General features: G+C 68.4%; 9 protein-coding genes. 2 read left to right on the forward strand and 7 right to left on the reverse strand.

Annotation, left to right across the window (positions count from 1 at the left end; genetic code table 11):
* Positions 1-155: 155 nt before the first annotated feature.
* Positions 156-1,790: a CocE/NonD family hydrolase gene (locus ACQUQD_RS41025; RefSeq protein WP_428957332.1), complete on the reverse strand. Its 1,635-nt coding sequence runs from the start codon at positions 1,788-1,790 to the stop codon at positions 156-158.
* Between the two features lie 323 nt (positions 1,791-2,113).
* On the opposite strand from ACQUQD_RS41025, the gene ACQUQD_RS41030 reads away from it, so the two are divergent.
* On the forward strand, positions 2,114-2,476 hold the full coding sequence (locus ACQUQD_RS41030; protein ID WP_428957333.1) for a hypothetical protein: 363 nt from the start codon (positions 2,114-2,116) through the stop codon (positions 2,474-2,476).
* Positions 2,477-3,841: 1,365 nt separating this feature from the next.
* Here ACQUQD_RS41030 and ACQUQD_RS41035 read toward each other — a convergent pair.
* Together ACQUQD_RS41035 and ACQUQD_RS41040 are read right to left on the reverse strand one after the other, a co-directional pair.
* A complete protein-coding gene (locus ACQUQD_RS41035) occupies positions 3,842-7,531 on the reverse strand; it encodes a discoidin domain-containing protein (RefSeq protein ID WP_428957334.1) in 3,690 nt (1,229 codons plus the stop codon).
* 108 nt (positions 7,532-7,639) lie between these two features.
* Complete coding sequence (locus tag ACQUQD_RS41040) at positions 7,640-11,854, reverse strand: GH92 family glycosyl hydrolase (RefSeq protein ID WP_428957335.1); 4,215 nt, start codon at positions 11,852-11,854, stop codon at positions 7,640-7,642.
* A gap of 421 nt (positions 11,855-12,275) precedes the next feature.
* On the opposite strand from ACQUQD_RS41040, the gene ACQUQD_RS41045 reads away from it, so the two are divergent.
* Complete coding sequence (locus tag ACQUQD_RS41045; protein WP_428957336.1) at positions 12,276-13,766, forward strand: hypothetical protein; 1,491 nt, start codon at positions 12,276-12,278, stop codon at positions 13,764-13,766.
* A gap of 26 nt (positions 13,767-13,792) precedes the next feature.
* On the opposite strand, the gene ACQUQD_RS41050 is transcribed toward ACQUQD_RS41045, so the two are convergent.
* From ACQUQD_RS41050 to ACQUQD_RS41065, 4 genes are all read right to left on the reverse strand, one after another.
* Entirely contained in the window at positions 13,793-13,891 is a 99-nt protein-coding gene (locus ACQUQD_RS41050) for a hypothetical protein (RefSeq protein WP_428957337.1), read from the reverse strand.
* Positions 13,892-14,410: 519 nt separating this feature from the next.
* Positions 14,411-14,800: a hypothetical protein gene (locus tag ACQUQD_RS41055; protein WP_428957338.1), complete on the reverse strand. Its 390-nt coding sequence runs from the start codon at positions 14,798-14,800 to the stop codon at positions 14,411-14,413.
* Between the two features lie 303 nt (positions 14,801-15,103).
* Positions 15,104-17,017: a glycoside hydrolase family 15 protein gene (locus ACQUQD_RS41060; protein ID WP_428957339.1), complete on the reverse strand. Its 1,914-nt coding sequence runs from the start codon at positions 17,015-17,017 to the stop codon at positions 15,104-15,106.
* 362 nt (positions 17,018-17,379) lie between these two features.
* Positions 17,380-17,664, reverse strand: a complete 285-nt coding sequence (locus ACQUQD_RS41065; RefSeq protein WP_428957340.1) for a hypothetical protein — start codon at positions 17,662-17,664, stop codon at positions 17,380-17,382.
* Positions 17,665-17,739 lie beyond the last annotated feature (75 nt).

Genomic DNA, 17,739 nt, shown 5'->3' on the forward strand with positions numbered 1-17,739 from the left:
GTGCGAGGCGAGAAGAGCTGGGCGGGTCCTGAGGCGGAGGCGCGGGGCTCTGGTGGGAGAAGGGGCTGTCGGCGATGGAGGCGCGGGTGCTGGCACCGTAGGGTGCCCGGCGCGTTCGTGCCCGCGCCGGGCTGTGGACGGACGGATGACGGGCGTCAGGCGACGATCGGGATGTCCAGATAGGACGGGTCCGCTTCCGGCGAGGTGACGGTGAGGCTGTTCCCCTTGTCGGCGGCCTTCGCGTAGAACGGGTCCACGGTGTCCACGACCAGCATCAGGCGGTGCCCCGCCGCGACGTCGTAGCCGGTCGCCTGGAGGAGGACGCGGGCGCCGGACCGGTCGTCGGGAGTGCTGTCGAGCCGGGTGAAGGGAGCCTGCGTGACGATGTGGGCGCTGTTGTCCGGGGCGACGTCGAAAAGGTAGGCGATGAACAGGGAACCGGTGCTGCTCGACGCATAGTTGAGATGCAGCTCGGGGATGCCGCGCAGCCGGGTGGTCCTGCCGAGCGGGGCGGTCACCCACACGCCCGCGTCGGAGCGGCTGATGTCGGCGGTCGGGTACACCTTGGGATCTCCCGCCAGCTCGGCGTACCCGGACTTGATGATCGAGTCGGCGACGGTGGCCGGGGTGTCGGTGCCCACCCCGATGGTGCGGGTCCAGCCGTTCTCGGGCTTGTCGAGGAGGGCGCCGTCGCCGCTGCCCCCGCCGAGGTAGAAGCGCTGGGGTTCGCCGAGGGACGCCTGCCAGGTGGCCGACGCCTCCAAGGCGGTGCTCCACATGATCTGGCTGAGCAACTGCCCCTCCTTGTCGATGCCGTTGCTCTCGCCCTTGAGGTGGTGGTCCATCCAGCGGTGCGCGTCCTGCCAGATGCGGTTGGGCAGTCCGATGATGCCGCTCATCTCGGGGCACGAGTGGTCGCCGATGGAGAAGTCGAGCCGCTTGGGTCCGGTCAGGGAGGTGAACATCTGCAGCGTCTGGTTGTTGGGGAACAGCGTCTCGTGCCAGGCGTGCGCGAAGAACACGGGGACGCTGCGCTCGTTGAGCCGGTCCACGAACGTGAGTGGGGAGCGCTCCTGCGCCCACTGCAGCGTCTCTTCGATGTTCCGCCCGTGCAGTACGTCCTCGAAGGCCTGCTCGGTTCGTGCGCTGAGGCGGGCGTTCGCGGCGGCGTCGCGCAGCACGGTCACCGAGGCGATGTGGCGGGTGTCGTTCTCGTAGAACGCCTGTCCGAGGTCGCCCCAGGTGCTCAGGGCCGCCACCGCGTCCACCCTGGTGTCGTGCGCCGCGGCGAGCTGGCTGATGCCGGATCCGTACGAGTCCCCGACGAACCCGACCCTGGTCGCCGGCCGGCCGAGCCGCTCCAGGAGGAAGTCGAGCGCGTGGCCGGCGTCGGCGACGTCCAGGGGACCCGCGACGTCGACCTCGCCGCCGGACCGGCCGAAGCCGCGGGCGGTGTACGCCAGTACGTGGTAGCCGTTCAGTGCGAAGAGGGTGCCCTGTACTGCGTACGCGAGCCAGCCCAGGTCGGTCCACGGGGACGGCATGACGACGACGGGCCTCTCCTGGGAGCCCCCGTGCTTCCACAGGAACCCTGCCAGCTCGTCCCCCTGAGCCCCGGGCACCTGCACCCGCCGCACCTCGGCCAGTGCCCGGGCGTCGGTGGCCTGCGCCGCCCGCTCGGTGGAGAGTCCGGCGGTGTCACCGCTTTCGAGGGCTTGCACGAACCGGGTGAGCGCCGCCTCGTCGAGCTGCGGGTACAGGCTCACCGGCACGTTCCGTTGCGCTGTCATCCCTGAACTCCCTTTGTCGCGGGCCGAGTTCCGATGCGTCGAGCGTGCTACGGCGGCGCGGTCGGAAGGAGCGGGCGGCCGAACGTTTGCGGAAGAATGGCCGGGAAGCCGTCATTCGGGGTAGTAGATACTGAAACAGGGCATCCTGCCGTGCCCGTCAGCCCAGCCCAGGAAGGCCCCTTGCGCCGTGCGTACGAGCCGTACCAGTCCCCACGCGGTGGCCCGGCTGAAGCGCGTCGGGCGCTCAAGCGGCGCGTGTCCAACGTCGTCCACCGGATCATGCAGCGCGATCAGCGAAGTCACATCCCGCCCGCCGTTGGACGGTGGCCTGGCCTGCGCCAACGGGAACAATCGCGGCACGCGAAGGGGAATCGCTGCTGGCTTGGGTGGTGTTCTTCGCTCATCCGAACGAGCAGGGCGTCGCTATTCTCCAGTGGATCATGGTCGAGCGGGAACGAGAGCGGATCGCTCAGGGCCATAACACCGAACATCCGGGTACCCGCGCGGAACTGCAGATGCTGGAGCCGCTTGCGAGGGAAGCGGCCAAGCAGGCCCATGAAGCGGGGTACACCCAGCTCGAATGGTTCCCCGCAGAACCTGGCTTTGCCGAAGATCTTGCCAGCCTCCTGCAAGCACAGGCGCTGGATGACGATGACGGCTACCGCTACTACCGTCTGGACTTGTAGTGCCCGTAGCGCGTTCGATGAGCACGGCTCGACGGCATGGACAACTACGCTCCGGGTTCTGGCGGATCCGGCACGCGCTGTGGGGCGAGCACCTCGGTGACGCCATCGCCCGAGCCGATCAGTAAGCGCCAAGGGGTAACAAGGCGAGCGGCAACAGCCACCCGAGCCGGACAGGCCCTCACGGGCGGTGTCGACGCCGGTCCGCGCTGTCCGACCGGCGCCGGGCGGGCCGGGAAGACGCCGAGGGGCTGCTCGACGATCCGGCGTGGGTGAAGTGGGTACGCGGCCGGGCGCACCACTACGAAGCGGTCTGACCTCCGCTGCGGCCCATTCTGCACACCTGGTCAGGGGTGCTCTCCGACCGCGTCGCGCGGGTGAGGTTGATCGGGGGAAGGCTTTGACAAGCGCGGCGTGCGCTCCTGTGCGCCCTGTTGGGCCTCCCGAGCCTAGGGGTACTGTCCGTGCGAGGCGGCGTTGTCGCCTGTCGGCTCCCAGACCCCGATGTCGGCGTTAGTCCCCTTGGGCCCGCTGGAGCCACGCGACGCCGACTTAGCGCGGCTCCAGCTTCCCCGCCCATCTGCGTGACTGCGGGTAGCTTTCACGCCCCGCTGCCGCAGAGGGCACCCGCGCGAGGAGACGATGGGGGAGCCGTCTTCTCCTTGCGCCCGACGGCCGCCGCCGACTGAACAAGCCGGCGGCGGCCGTCCCCGACCAACGGTTTCCCGTGAAGAGTTGGTGTATGCCTTTGCTTCGTGCGGCGGCGCTCCGGAAGACTGCTGTGCATGTCAGCGGACATTCGATTCCAGGGTCTGAGCGCATCCCGGGACCACGCTGTGGAGGGCGCCCGCATCCTTGGCAGCCGGGCTCGCGAGCTGCAGCGGATCGCTTGCGAGCTGCGGCGCGATGCTCGAGCACTGGTTGAACAAAGTCGGGCACTGCTTGAGGGCCAGGAACACAGACTCCGCACGTTGCAGCAGACGGCCTCAGATGCAGGGATCCAGCGAGGTCGACCTTCCGTATGCTCACCGCCGCCGACACACACGACCCGATGACGCTCCGGCCCGCGATCCTCGAAAACGGCATCCTCGGCTTACTCGAACAGGGCGTCGCATTGGTCGCTGCTGATCGCGCGGGACGGCATCGACGACCGCTCCTTCGGCCTGCCCACGGACTCGACGTGGTGCCCCGACGGGCAGTTGGCCCGCCACCGATACCCGTGAGGTGTGCTGCCACGGAGGCACTGGAGGCGCGAGGGCTTCTTCTCGGCCTACCGCGCAACCTGCCGCCAACTTGCGGCCGTTGTCCGCCCGTGGTCAGGCATCAGCGGATGCGGCGCCTGACCACCGGCGCCTTACGGAGTCAGGCTCAGCGACGGCCGCGACTGGACGCCAGGGAGGTGCCGTAACCCTGTGCGGTCACTTCCAGGTCGCCTCGGTCGTGCCCGCCCTGCGGGCAGGAGAGCGTCACCTCCTGTTCCTCTCCCGGCAGCAGCCACAGGTAGTTGTCGGAGTAGCGGGCAGGCAGTACCCGGTGCCCCGTGCGGTGGTCGCGCAGCGCGAGGCGGACCATGGGAGCGACGGCGCGCCCGTTGTTGCGGACCGTGACGGTCAGGCTGATCCGGCCGTCGCGCTGTGACGTCCGGCCGCCGGAGACCGCCAGCTTGGCGCCGGCGAGCTTGTTGAGGGCCTGCATGTCCTTCGGCTGGTCGTAGCGCCAGTACGTGTTCCGCGACAGTGTCCGCCCGTCGCTGCCGGTGAGAGTGAGCCGCACGAGGTGCAGGGGGTGGTCGCTGTCGGGTGTGCGCACCGTGAACGCCGACGCTGCCGACGAGGCGTCGACGTCCAGGCTCTGGCGCTGTGTGTTCGCCAGTCGGCGTCCGGACAGGTCGAAGAGATCCGCGCGGACCTCGGTACCGTGCAGGGCCTGCCCCGTGTGGTTGATCGCGAGGACCTTCCAGTCCGTCGGGTCGGCCTGCACGTGGTGGGGCTCGCAGCCCGAACGGGCGCCGTAGTAGGTTCCGTTCACGTCAAGGTCGTAATCGTAGGTCTGCCACACCGTGCTGTGCCACGCCGGGTTGGACATCCACAGCAGCAGCCCGCTGGCGTCGCTCCAGATGTTGGCGTTCCACGCCTCGAAGATGGCGCGCATCGACTCGAAGTTGATGAACTGGGCCTTCGCGCAGAACTCCTCCAACGACGATGAGCCGCCCAGGCGTTCGTCGATGGCGGCCTGGTAGCTCTGCGGATTCTGCCCGCCGCGGGTCAGCCAGTCGTGGTGGTTCCACACCAGGCCGATCGGCCATTCCTTCTCGCCGTCCACGAGGTTGCGCATGCTCTCGGCCACCGAGACCGTGGGGATGCCGATCTCCGTGTGGAAGCCGAAGGTGCCCTGCGCGTACAAGTCGGGGGAGTAGTACCGCTTCGGGTCGACCCAGGCGTAGGGTCCGCTGCCGCTGACCACACCTGACGCCGAGTTGCTGACGTAGCTGACGCCGGGGTGCTCGTCGGTCACGGCCTGACGTGCTCCCTGGTCGATCTCGCCGGACGGTGTGCCCTCGTTGGCGCCGCACCACACCACGATGCACGGGTGCGAGCGGTAGCGGCGGACCGTGTCGCGCACGTGGTCGAGGTAGAGGGCGTGGTTCGGCGGGTCGAGGAACCAGGCGTTCCAGAAGTCGTTCCACACCAGCAGCCCGTTCTCGTCGCACGCCGCGAAGAACTCCTCGCGGTTGCTGCTGCCCAGCCAGTTGCGGATCATCGTGAAGTTCATGTCGCGGTGCATGCCGACGGCGGCTTCCATACGGCCCTCGCCCATGCGGCGCAGCAGTTCGTCCCAGCCCCAGTTGCCGCCCCGGCACATCACCTTGATGCCGTTGACGCTGATCTGGAGCTGATGCGGCCGGTTGTCGACGGCTTTCACGTCCGTCCACTGCTCGCCGTCTTCGGAGATCTGCACGGTGAAGGTCAGTGCGTAGGCGGACTCCCACAGAAGCGTGATCCGGTCGAAGGCTTTGGCTCCGCCGAGGTCGACGCGGATCCACTGGTCGTCGGAGTACGCGGAGGACCAGCGGGTTCTGTCGTCGCCGTCGACGGCCTTGTCCGCGGTGTTGGTCGCGTTGTCGTTGGACGACGAGGAGACGACGGCACGCAGGGCGAGGTCGGTGTCCGGGGCACTGCTGTCGGTGACGGACAGACGCCACAGGGAGGCACCGTAGCCGGTGGCACGGCGGCCGGCGAGGATGCGGACCCATCGGGCCTGCTGCCCATCGAGAGTCACCGTCTGCTCGAAACGGTCGGCGCCGGGTTCGAAGACGACCGGGTTTTCGGAGGCGTAGTCGAACTGGCGCAGTCCGACACGGATGTCGCGCGTGTCGCTGACCTCTCTGCCGACGGACGCCGTGATCCGTAGGTCGTGCAGGGTCGGTTCGCCGTAACCGTTGGGCCACCACAGGGCCGGATTCTTCAGGCGCAGCACCACGTGGTCCTTCGGCGTGAAGACCACGTCAGCGGTCTTGCCGGCGTCGATGCGCACGTCCTGTGTGACGCGCAGGGTGCCGAGCTCGGCGCGGACCGTGATCGTGCGGGCCTGCGCGGAGGCGTTGCGGACCGGGACCGTGATCGTGACCTCTGCGCGGGCAAGGCTCGGCAGATCGGGCAGGACGGTGTCCACGCGCGGGTCGCCGATGACGGCGTCGGCGGTGGCGCGCAGCCGGACGTGGTTCCAGATGCCCATCACCCGGTCGCGCACGGCCGGCATCCAGTCCCAGCCGGACACCGCGAGATAGGAGGGGCCGTTGCGCATCATCATGGCTGAGCCCGCATCGGCGTAGGACACGCCGTTGGAGCCGCGGTCGCCGGGGCTGCCGGGGTAGGGCATGTGGTTGATGCGGACGGCCAGCACATGCTCGCCGCCGCCTGCGACCTGCTCGGTCACGTCGAAGGTGCCCCGGGCGGTGGGGTGGGACATCTCGCCCACCTTGGTGCCGTCGAGCCAGATGTCGGCCGTGTGGTTGATGCCGTCCAGCTCGAGCCAGACACGTTCCCGGCCGTGCGCGGTGAGCCCGTGCGGCACAGAGAATGGACGCCGGTACCACCAGGCCGACTTGCCGAGCGCCTCCGGTATCTCGAGGTTGTTCATGCCCTTGACCGGGTCGGGCAGGTGTCCCTCGGCCACGAGCGAGGCGAGGATCGTGCCCGGGACCTGGGCGCGCAGCCAACGGTCGGTGTCCACACCGGGTGAGGACAACGTGGCTCCGTCGCCCGGGGCGGCGAACTCCTCGAGCGTGACGTTCCAACCCGATTCGATCGGCACCGTACCGTCGGCGGCGAACCTCAGGGCGGGTACCGGGCGGGCGCCGCTGGTCCACTCCGTCCACCCGGTCGCCTTCGGTCGCTTGTGCAGGGCGGTGCCGTGGACCTCAAGCGCGTTGAGGCCGAGCGGGTTGTCGTTGGACAGAGCAGTGCCGACCATCCGGACCCAGCGGGTGTCCACCGCCTTGTCCAGGGCCACCTTGACGGTGCCGCCCGTGTTCGTGGTGCCCTCCTTCACCTTCGCCCAGGTATCGCCGTCGGACGACACCTCGATACGGAAGCTGGTGGCGTAGCTCGACAGGACCTCCCAACCGGTGGTGTCGGTACGGGGGTTGTCGCCGCCGGAGGGCTTGAACACGGTGTCGCCCTCACTCGCCTCGAAGACGAGCACGACGGACGTGACCCGGCAGACGGCCTCCAGATCGACCGCGACCCACTGCGGGCTCTTGGTGTCGGCAGCCCGCCAGCCGCTGCCGGTGACACCGGCCCGCCCCATGCGGTCGGTGACGAAGTGCGCGGGCGTGGGCGCGTACGCGGTTGAGGAGACCTCGACGGGGCGGTAGCGCGCGAGGTCGGAACCGGCCGCCTTTGTGTCCGTGACGGGCCCCGTGGGCGTTGCCGCGGCCCGCCCTGGCAGGGCCGCCGTCAGACTCACGCTGGCGAGCACGGTGGCAGAGGTGGTGAGGAAGGAGCGGCGCGAGTGCTCCGCTTGCGGTCTGGCGGCGTCTGCGTGGTCGTCACGCATGGCTACTCCCTGAGTGGTCGTTCAGTTGCGGGTGCTGAGTGGGGCAGAGGTGGAGCGTTTGCGGAGCGGGGTGGCCGGCCTCGGCGCACGGGCCGGCCACCGTGCGGTTCAGCTGGAGGTCTCCACCCGGACACCGGCCAGCCAGGCGCCCCAACCGTCCTCGGGACGGCTGTCGGAGAACCGGAGGAACAGGGCGTTGCCGTCGCCGCCCGCCTGTTTGCGCAGATCGGTCAGGTCCAGGCTGCGCTGCGCGCGGTTGGACTGGAAGATCACCGGGTCCGGCTCGCGCAGCACGCTCGTCCACTGCTCGCCGTTGGCGTAGACCTCGACGAGGAACTGGTTGGCGAGATCGAGCGTGACGGTGCCCCGGCTTGCGTCGGGAACGGGGAGGCGGTACGTGAACGTGTGCTTCTCGTCGGCGTAGCGGGCCTGCCCGTCGGCGCCGTCCCCGGTGAGCTGGGATCCTTCGTCGCCGGTCAGGACGTCCTTCTCGGACTCGGTCCCCGGTTCGATCTCGGTGACGTCACCGACGACGCGGGCGACGCCCTGCCCGGTCACGGTCCAGTCGTCCCAGCGCGCGGTGGCACGGATCTTCTGTGTGCCCGGGGCGGCGTCGTCGGCCGCGGTGATCTTCACGGTGACGGTGGCCGAGTCGCCTGCGGCCAGGTCGCCGACATCGGCGCGTTCGGGATCAGCCGTCCAGCCGGCCGGCACGGTGACGCCGAGGGCGGGGGACGCCGGTGTGTCACCGCTGTTGGTGAGCTTCACGTCCACGGACGCCGTCGCCCCGGGCCGCAGCGCGACGTCACCGACACTCACCTTGACGGGAGTCTTCGGGATGGAGTCCGGCGTGAGCAGTTCCATCTCGGCGAGCGACACCTTCTCCTGCCCGTCTCCGGGCACGACCCGGACACGGTACTCGCGCATCGAGTCCGGGTGCGCGACGCGGAAGGGCCGGGTCTGATTCCGCCAGCGGAACTCCTCACCGCTGCGATGGTCCAGTTCCTTCCAGTGCTTCCCGTCGTCGGAGCCCTCCACGACCCATGCGCGCGGATCCTGCTCGGCGCTCCCCTCGGACGAGGTCAACGTGTAGGAGGTGACGCGGGTGTCGCCGCCGCCGTTGACGCGATAGCCGACCTCGGCCTCCGCGCCCGTCAGGACGGCGGACGTCGCCGAGGTGTCGTCGAACAGGGCGCCGACATCCACGCCCTCGGGCGCTGAAGCAGTGCCGCGGTCCTGGCCCGTGACATCGTGCAGCGGACGCGGTGTCTGGCCGGCCGCCGTGGGCGAGCGCGGTACGTCGTTCTTGCCGGTGCCCCACGCGGACGGCTTCGCGCCCATGGCGAAGCGCAGCCGGCCGCCGTCGGCGATGTCCTGGTGCGTGATCGTCGTCGAGGTGTGGCGCTTGCCGTCGACGGTGAGATCCTGCACGTAGATGCCTTCGCCTGTGCCCGGAGCTTCGATCGCGAGGTCACCGCCGGGCAGGTGCAGGGTCACCCTCTCGAACAGCGGGGAGCCAAGGACGTACTCGCCGCTCGACGTCTGCAGCGGATACAGGCCCAGCGCGCCGAACACCCACCATGCCGAGGTGGCGCCGTTGTCCTCGTCACCGGGATAGCCCTGTCCGATGTCGGAGCCGAGCCAGCCGCGGTCAAGGGCCTGCCGCACCAACCTCTGCCCCTTCCAGGGCTGTTGGGTGTAGGTGTACATCCACGGGATGTGGTGGGACACCTGATTGGGGATGCTCCACTGCCCCAGACGCAAGTCCCGGGTCTCGCGCATCTCGTGGATGGCAGAGCCGTACGAACCCGGACGGTCGGCCTTCTCCGGAGTGGAGAAGAACGTGTCCAGCTTGTCGGCGAGGCCTTTGCGCCCGCCGTAGAGCTCGGCCAGGCCCTGGCCGTCCTCCGGCGCCGGGAAGGCCTCGTTCCAGCCGTCGGCCTCGGTGTAGTCGTGGTCGTTGCCCCAGGTGAGGGGGTCGTAGTCCGCCTTGGACGAAGTCCATTCACCGTCGGCCGACTTGCCTTGGAAGAAGCCGGTTGCCGGGTCGTACAGGTCGGCGTAGCCGGCCGAGCGGGCGCGGAAGTAGGCGGCCTCCTCGCGCAGACGCTCTCGCTCCTTCGCCGACATCTTGCGGTCCTTCGCCATCTTCTCGGCCATCGCAGCGATCGCGAAGTCGTTCACGTAGCCGTCCAGCGACCACGAGAAACCGGCGCCGACATCGTTGGGGACATAGCCCAGGAACGTGGAACGGTCCAGACTGTCGCGCCCGACACTGCTGTCCGGCGGCCGGACCGTGGCGTTCTTCAGAGCGGCAGAGTAGGTGTCCTCGGCGTCGATGCCCGGCACACCCTTGCTGTAGGCGTCGGCGAACGCCGCATCGGAGTTGGTGCCGGTCATCACCCGCGCATAGCCGGGCGAAGACCAGGGAGAGATCCACCCGCCGTCCCGGTACTGCTGGACGAAGCCGTCCACCAGCTCGCCCGCCGCCTTCGGCCACAGCAGGGAATACGCGGGCCAGGCAGCCCGGAACGTGTCCCAGAAGCCCGTGTTGACGAACACCTTGCCCTCGGCGATCCTCGCGCCGGTCTGTGTCGGGCTGCTCTCGGGCGGTGTCCAGGAACCGGAGGACTGCACGGCATGCCGGTAGCGAGGCTTGCCCCTCGTGCCGGTGTTCTCGTACCCAGAATTGGGATACAGGCTCATCCGGTACAGATTGGAGTACAGCGTCGTCAGCTGGTCCTCGGTACCGTCCCTGACGTCCACGACACCCAGCCGCTCGTTCCAGACGGCCTTGGCGCGCGCGGCGACCTTCTCCAGGGAGTCCGTGCTTCCGATCTCCAGCTCAAGATTCTTCTTGGCCTGTTCGACGCCGATGAGGGAAGTGGCGATGCGCAGGGTGACGGTGCGGCTCTTGCCCTCGTCGAAGGCGACGTAGCCGGTCGAGGGCCGGTTGCCGTCGGCCAGCATGCCGCTGCCGGTCACCGCACGGTCGAACGTGCCGTACATGTACATGCGACTCATGCCCGCCGAGATCGTACGGGTCTCCGACCAGCCCGAGACCGTGCCCGCCTCGGCGTCGATCGTCAGCCCGGCGCGGTCGTCGACGTTGTCCAGGACCAGCTTCCGCCCACCCTTGTCCGGGAACGTGAAACGCAGGATCGCCGCGTGGTCGGTGGGCGCCATGTCGGCACGCAGGCCATTGGTGAACGTGACACCGTAGTGGTGCGGAAGCGCCGTCTCGTCCTCGTGCCGGAACGCCAGCGCCCGCGCCTTCCGCCCCGCGTCCGGCGTGCCCTCGGCCGTCGAGGGCATCACCTGGAAGGTCTGGCGATCGCCCATCCAGATGCTGGTCTCGTGGCTGGCGGCAAATGCCTGGATCTCCGGCAGGTTCTCCGCGTTGTTCTGCTGGTGGTAGCTGTACAACGTGCCCAGAGACCCCGCATCGGTCATCGGGGTCCAGAAGTTGAAACCGTTGGGAACGGCAGTGGCGGGGAAGTTGTTGCCGCGCGAGTAGTCACCGCTGGACTGAGTGCCGCGCGTCGTCACGACCCGGTCGGCGGGAGAGGAACGGTGCGCTGCTGCGGGACGACCGTCAAGAGAGATGTCGTCGACCCAACCCCCGACATCTGCCGTCCCCTTCGGCCCGTCGTACGTGAGCAGAATCCGGTCCACCGTCCGCCCGGCAGCGACCTTGCCCAGGTCTACCGCACGGCGGTTCCACTGCAGCGGCGAGACGGTCTTGGCGTCGCCCTGGGCGCGCGCGCTCAGATGATCTCCGTTCTGGTCAACGGCATCGAGCCTGTTCAGGCGCCAGCCGTCGGTGAACTCCAGGTCCACGGCAACGTACGTGCCCGCGTAGTCGACCTTCTTCTCATCGAAGTCAGGGAACAACAGGTACGACAACTGGCTCTGCGGTCCGAGCCGTACGTTCACATCGGCCACCACGACACTCGCGTGGGCGGCGCCGTCGGCGGTGTGCCTGGCCGTGTAGTGCAGGGCCTTCTGCCCGGTGAATCCAACGTTGGTCTTGGCCGCGTAGGCCCGGTCCGGTCCGTCGTCCACGACGGTGCGCAGGCCCGGATCGTCCGAGTCGGCCCCGGGACGGACGACACCGGAGACGTCGGGTTCGCCGTCGGGGCCGGTGGCCGGTCTACCGTCCACTACGGAGTCACCCGCCTCGAAGGACGTGCGCCAGTCGGTGGTCTTCGTCCCCGATGCCACCGATGCCACCGAGGGCAACGAGGCGGCGGCCGCACTGCCCGCGGCCGGACCTGCGACGAGGGCCAGCCCCAGAAGGCCGACCATAAATCTGGAACGCATGCGGCGTCTGTTTCGCCGCAGGACTCGCGATGACATGAGGCCCCCACCGGTGCGCCCTCACAGCACACCTGACAACGTTGTCAATGTTTGGACGCATCAGTCTTGACGCGGTGCAGGAGAGGAGTCAAGGGGCGTGCAGATAGCGCCGAGTTGGAGTTGTACGGGTGTGGTGACGCATGCCCCGTAACCCTGACGAGTCGGAGGGCCGACGCGGTGGGTCCGCTCGGGCCCGCTGTTAAGTCCGCAGGATCCCGAGCGAAGCGTCCCGGACAGTGGGTCCTCGGTGTGACGTAGATACGCCGTACATCCGCGCTGCTGCCCGAGTGCGGCGCACGGCACCGGGAACGTGGAGTCCCTTGCGGCACGACTCCCGTTGTCGCGCCCGAGCCGCGGCACACGCGGCGCCCTACGGAGGCCGGCCATGCCGCAGACCAACGGATTGCATGACTTCGGCGCCCTGCGCTTCGGACACCATGCCGAGATCCGGCGCGACGCCATGGAAAGCGTCCGTGATGCCCTACGCGGGAGCGACGTACGCGACCTCTACGTCGTGATCCACGGAGCACACAACGACGAAACGGTGACGCGCTCCGTCGACGCGGCGTTCGGGAGGCTGCTCGCGGACGCGTGGGGGCGGTCCGCGGACCAGGCGGGGGTGCTCGGCGTGCACTGGCCGTCGTTGTGCTTCAGGGACGAAGGGCTGCCCGTCGCCGAGGCAGGCGCGACGGGGTCTCGTGCCGAGGGGGCGGGCGTCACGCCGGCGTTGAGGGACGACCTCTTCCGCATACTGCCCGACAGCGAGGACCAGTTGACCGAGATTCTTGCCCTGCTCGACGAGCGTCCGGCCCGCGAGTCGGCGTTCGACAGCCTGGGCTCCGCCCTGCGGCGTCTGGCGGAGATCCCGCTGCAGGACCCGCTGACCGGGTTCGCGTCGGACACCAACGCCGAAGTGGTGCCCCAGACCGATCCGTTGATGCTGTTCGAGGACACGCGGACGATGTGCGCCGAATTCGCGAGCGCGCTGCACGACGTGCGCCGCTCACTGGGGGAGGAGGCCGGGAAACCCGCACGGCACGAGTCCGGCATCGGCGAATCCGCCGTATCGGACGAGGGCACGCTCCTGGAGAGCCAGGTGACCGGCCCGCACCCGGCACAACCGCCCAGTGACCGAGTGCGTAAAGTCGGAACCACCGACGGCGCGCATACGGCGGGGTACGGGCGCGCCGCGCAGGACCACGCCGAACTGTGGAACGGGGCCTACGAACTCTTCCGTCAGGTGGTGCGTCATGTGCTGCGCCGCCGGGCGGGGTTGGTGGGGCAGGAGGGCTTCGGCCCCTGCCTGCCGATGCTCGTGGAGGGCTCCGACGTACGCCTTCACGTGATCGGTCACGGTCTGGGCGGTCGCCTCGCGGGGTTCGCTCTGCGCGGTCTCGAGGCGAGCCGCTCGGAACCGGTGCTGCTGGATTCCCTCACCCTGCTCCAAGGGGAGATGTCCCATTTCTCGTTCGCGGGCAGCCTGCCTCAGCAGGTCGCGGGTCATGGGGCGCTGTGGGGTCTGCAACGGCTGGTACGGGGACCACTGATCTGTACGTTCTCCCATCGCGACTTTCACCTGGGCGTGATGTACCCGCTGTCCGCCCAGATGATCGGCGACTCGCCAGAACTCGTCACCACCTCGCGGAAATGGGGCGCGCTCGGTTTCGACGGCGTCCAGGGTGTCGACGGTCCCGCGCCGATGTCCTTGCGCGACACGACGGAGCAGGAGTCACTGACCCAGGAGTCACAGCCGGGGGCGTACCTGAGCGTGGACGGCTCCGAGGTCATCCGGTCCGATGACGTGCCCATGGGGGGACATCACCACGTCTTCCATCCCCAGGTGGGGCGGCTGCTGTGGCTGGCGGCGCAGAGGTAGAGCGGCCGGCGGACGGCTCAGTCCGGTCAGCTGCCGGTCGGCCGACTCGTGGTGTGCGCGCTGCCGCGTTCGACGGCCGCCCGCACCACCGCGGCGACGGCACTCTGTAGAGCGGCCGTGAACACGATCTCCTGCCAAATACGGGCCTCGACCTGGGCATCGGGCGCGTCGTCCTCGTGCCGCTTCTTGCCATCGGGACGACGACAGCGGCCGCCGCGCCGAACGGCACACTGAGCATCACTCCGACCCGCTTGTAGGCGATCTCACTGCGTTCACCGGTGGCCGATCGAGGACGTGGGGCGTCGCAGTGGGGGAATTGGTCCATGCCGGTAAGGTCCACCAAGAGGCGGGAACTGCAGTCAACAGAGCGAACAGCTCGCACTCCGACGACATCAACCGCGTGTTCGCCGGCGCGCAACTCGGACTCGGCGCGAGCAACATCGAACTCACCGCCGAGAACCCTGACGCGCTACAACTCCCGCGACGGCACCCGGGCAGCCCGTTCGACAGCAGTCACCACGCCAGGTGGTCCTCGACCTCGCCGCCATCCGCCACCCCGGCCAGCGCCTCGATCACATCCTGTGCCTCATCCAGCGATAACGGGGGGGGGGGGAACAGCGCGTCGTCCCACCAGATCCAGCCGATCAGCAGTGCGATGCTGTGGTGATCTTGATGCCGGTGAGTGTTTCCAAGCCGTCGAAGTAGTCCCCCGAGTTGGGGTTCAGACACGTGTACGTCGTCTCGCCATCAGAGTCGATGTAGCGCAGCCACGCGATGTCGTCGTTGCGGGTGTTGTACACGTGGTTTGCACCGCGAGCGGCACTGCTGAGGTTCTGGTAGCCGGACGTGATGTCCTGATACCTGGCGTTGGGGTTCCCGGCGTTCCATCTGGCTTCAGTCTGGTAGAAGCAGACCTGAGGGTAGGTGCAGCCGTTGTACGAAGTCGCGGAGGCGCTGGGCGCCAAGGCGATCGCACTGCCCGTGAGCGCTGCGACGGAAGTTGCCACGGCAGCGATCTGCATCTTGAGGGTCATGGCTCGAAGTATGTGAGCGGAAGCCTCGGCTCAGTAGATCGAATCACGCCACGCGGATCATTCGGCTCGCCTCCGATTCGCCCACCCGCGGGTGCCGGCCGAGGCCACTTGCCGCAGCGCACTGTCGAGTTGTTCCTGCGCCTGCAATCCCTTCCGGCAAGACCGCCAGACCAGCGACGATGCGAAGCTCCCGGCCGCAGAAGCGGACGGCTGGGCGGCGCCATGTCGGGTCGCCCAGAGTGGATGACGTTCCGATCCGAGAGGACGGGGTCCCGGCCTCTCGACTGCGCGGGCCAGGATGCCTCAGCTGCCTGCGTCGTCACTGCCCGAGTTCTCCGCGGGCACGGTGAGGCCATGGGTCGGCTGGCGCCCGTAGTCGACGTACCGCGAGCCGGTCTCCGCCTTCTGCATCTCTTCGTCGAGCGCCATGGCCGCCGTGACCAGGGCGAGGTGGGTGAATGCCTGCGGAAAGTTGCCGAGTTGCTCGCCCGAGGGGCCGATCTCCTCGGCGAAGAGTCCGACGTGATTGGCGTAGGTGAGCATCTTGTCGAAGGCGTGGCGGGCCTGGTTGAGCCGGCCGCTGCGGGCGAGCGCCTCGACGTAGAAGAAGCTGCACAGGTTGAAGGTCCCCTCCGAGCCGCGCAGGCCGTCGGGGGATGCCTTCGGGTCGTACCGATAGACCAGGCTGTCGCTGACCAGTTCCTCCTCCATGGCGTCCAGGGTGCTGATCCAGGCAGGATCATGAGGCGAGACGAAGCCGACCTTGGGCATGAGCAGCAGCGAGGCGTCGAGTACGTCGGTGTCGTAGTGCTGCACGAATGCCTGCCGCTTGTGGTGCCAGCCCCGTTCGACGATCTGGCGGAAGACCGTGTCCCGGACAGCGGTCCACCGAGCGACGTCCGCGGGACGGGAGAACTCACTGGCCGCGCGGACGCCGCGGTCGAACGCCACCCACGTCATCAGGCGGCTGTAGGTGAAGTTCTGACGGCCGCCACGGGTTTCCCAGATGCCTTCGTCAGGCTGGTCCCAGTTGTCGGCGAGCCAGTCCAGAACATCGCTCAGTGCCTGCCAGCCGCGGATCGCACCTATGTCACCGCCCACGATCAGGGCGTCCGACGCCTCGCCGTAGATGTCGAGTTGCAATTGGTCGGCCGCCGCATTGCCCGCCCGCACCGGGCGGGACCCCAGGTAGCCCTCCAGGTGGTCGAGGCGCTCTTCGACCAGATGGGGATCGCCGTCGACGCGGTACATGATCTGTAGGGGGCCTGTCGAGGCGAAGCCTTCAGGGTTGATGCGCTCACGCAGCCAACGGCGAAAGGCGTGCGCCTCTTCCTTGAAACCCAGATCGATCAATGCCCTGACGGACAACGATGCGTCACGGACCCAGGTGTAACGGTAGTCCCAGTTGCGCTCACCGCCGGGCTGCTCGGGCAGTCCCATGGTGGCCGCGGCGATGGGAGCCCCGGTGGGCGCGTACGTGAGCAGCTTGAGCGTGATCGCAGAGCGGTTCACCATGTCCTGCCAGCGGCCTCGGTAGGTGCAGGAACGCAGCCACGACTGCCAGAAGACGCGACACGTCTCGAGTGCGTCGACGATCCCTTCGAGGGTGGGCTGAGGTGGGACGGGACCGCCGCCGGAAGTGCTGGTCAGCACCACTGCGGCCGCCTGCCCGGCGGACAGGGTGAAGCGCGCGGTGACGTCGCTTCCGTCACGGTCAAGCGTGACGCCGGTCGTGGACTGCAGATGCAGGTCCCTACCAGGGCCGTTGAAGCGCACAGAGTGATCACCGATCTGTGAAAGCGTGTGCGGGGCACGACCGTAGTCGAAGCGAGGCCGGCACGTGAGGGCGAAGGGCAGGCTGCCACGGACGACACGTGCGACCCTCACCAAAGTGTGTCCGTCCGACGGGGCGGAGGAGTCGATAGGCGCCATGAAGTCGGCCACTTCACCGACTCCGCCGGGTGTCATGAAACGTGTGACCAGGATGGCTGTGTCGGACAGATACAGCTGCCGGACTGTCATTCCCTGTTCGTCCGGGAAATCCGCGGCGAGACGGCAGTGGCCTCCGCGTTCGCTGTCCAAGAGTGAGGCGAAGATGCTGGGGGAGTCGAAGCGGGGCGTGCACCACCAGTCGATGGTTCCGTCGGACGACACCAGGGCGGCAGTCTGGAGATCGCCGACCATGCCGTGTTCCGCAATGGGCGGGTACCGGTTCACAAGGTCTCCCTGTTCGGTCCAACGCGTTGCGGCGGCATGGGCAAGCAGCTCGCCGGCGATCTGTCCGTGCCAGCATTCGGCAGCGCCCCACCCGTCGCCTCACCCACGACGGGTGAACCCGGATTCAGGGGCGGGATGCATGGATCCTCATGAAGCTTTCGTTCGCCTGATGACCGCTGGTGACGAGGCCTCGGGGGATTCAGGCCGTATCCTGCGGATCATTTGATGGCCAACGGGCGGTCCGTGCCGCGCCTTTGGGAGAACGAATACCAGAGAATTTCCCATCCCAACGAGCGAGCGCGGATCGTCGATCGACTCTGCGGAGGCCAGGAAAAGGCTCAACCGTGAAGAGCCTCGGTCATCTATGGGGCCACCTTCTTGGGGGCCATGACGACCGCGCCGTGGGTGAGGCCGGCCACGGTGCGGTGGTCGGCTGTGGGTAGTAGCCCCGTCAGGGCGCGGGCGGCGTGCTGGAAGGCGACGGGGCTCTTGCCTCCGGTCAGCACCCGGGTGGGCGCGTGCACGCCGGCCCACTCCGCGGCGCTGAGCGGCTTGCCCCGCTGGCGGTCGCCCATGACCGCGTTGTCGTAGGGCAGGGTGTGGGCCTGCCGGCGGTGAGACGGGCCCACGCCTTCGGCAGAGCACATCGAGTGAATCCTCAACCTCAACTTTAGGGTGAGACTGGGGTCGGTGCCCAGCTGTTCGCGCTGTGCGCCGAGAGG

It is taken from the genome of Streptomyces sp. cg35 (assembly GCF_050410835.1).
In the GTDB taxonomy this organism is placed as follows: domain Bacteria; phylum Actinomycetota; class Actinomycetes; order Streptomycetales; family Streptomycetaceae; genus Streptomyces.